Annotated in this window: 2 tRNA genes; both read right to left on the bottom strand. The window is 40.1% G+C overall.

What is annotated here, in order from left to right:
* Positions 1-315: 315 nt before the first annotated feature.
* Positions 316-391, bottom strand: a tRNA-Ala gene (locus Q4575_RS19695).
* A 52-nt stretch (positions 392-443) separates the two neighbouring features.
* Positions 444-520 (bottom strand) — tRNA-Ile (locus Q4575_RS19690).
* Positions 521-604: the final 84 nt, after the last annotated feature.

Raw genomic sequence — 604 nt, 5'->3', positions numbered from 1 at the left:
GCACTCGCTAAAAGTACAATCGACATAAATAACGCTTGAGTTTTCTTCTTACAGTGATAATCAAAATTATTTTTTAAATTGTTGAATAACAAATTAAATAAACAATAATGTTTACCTTATTTATCAGCTTTCCAAATTGTTAAAGAGCAATGTATTTATAAAAATACTAAATAATAAGTTCTTATCAAAATCTATTATTTAGCACTTTCTTACGCAGAAGATTGCCACTTTAGCGAGTACATAAGTTGTCAGGAAGGTCCCCTTCCGGTTAAGCAACTTATTACGCCCACCTGCTAGTCAGGTGCTTGTGGTGAATGGTGGAGCTACGCGGGATCGAACCGCGGACCTCTTGAATGCAAATCAAGCGCTCTCCCAGCTGAGCTATAGCCCCAATTAAATACTGAGGACCTAACTTCTGGCATACGCTATCCAAACATAAAGTTTGGTAGGCCTGGGCAGACTTGAACTGCCGACCTCACCCTTATCAGGGGTGCGCTCTAACCAGCTGAGCTACAGGCCTTCAGCTTCTTCTTGCTCACAATATGTAATTAATTATCTGTGTGGACACTTCGCATGTGCGACTTTTCGTTAAGGAGGTGATCCA

Source organism: Psychrosphaera sp. 1_MG-2023 (assembly GCF_030548245.1).
In the GTDB taxonomy this organism is placed as follows: domain Bacteria; phylum Pseudomonadota; class Gammaproteobacteria; order Enterobacterales; family Alteromonadaceae; genus Psychrosphaera; species Psychrosphaera algicola.
The sequence above is the reverse complement of the archived record's forward strand: the minus strand, read 5'-3'. Positions and strand labels throughout refer to the sequence as shown.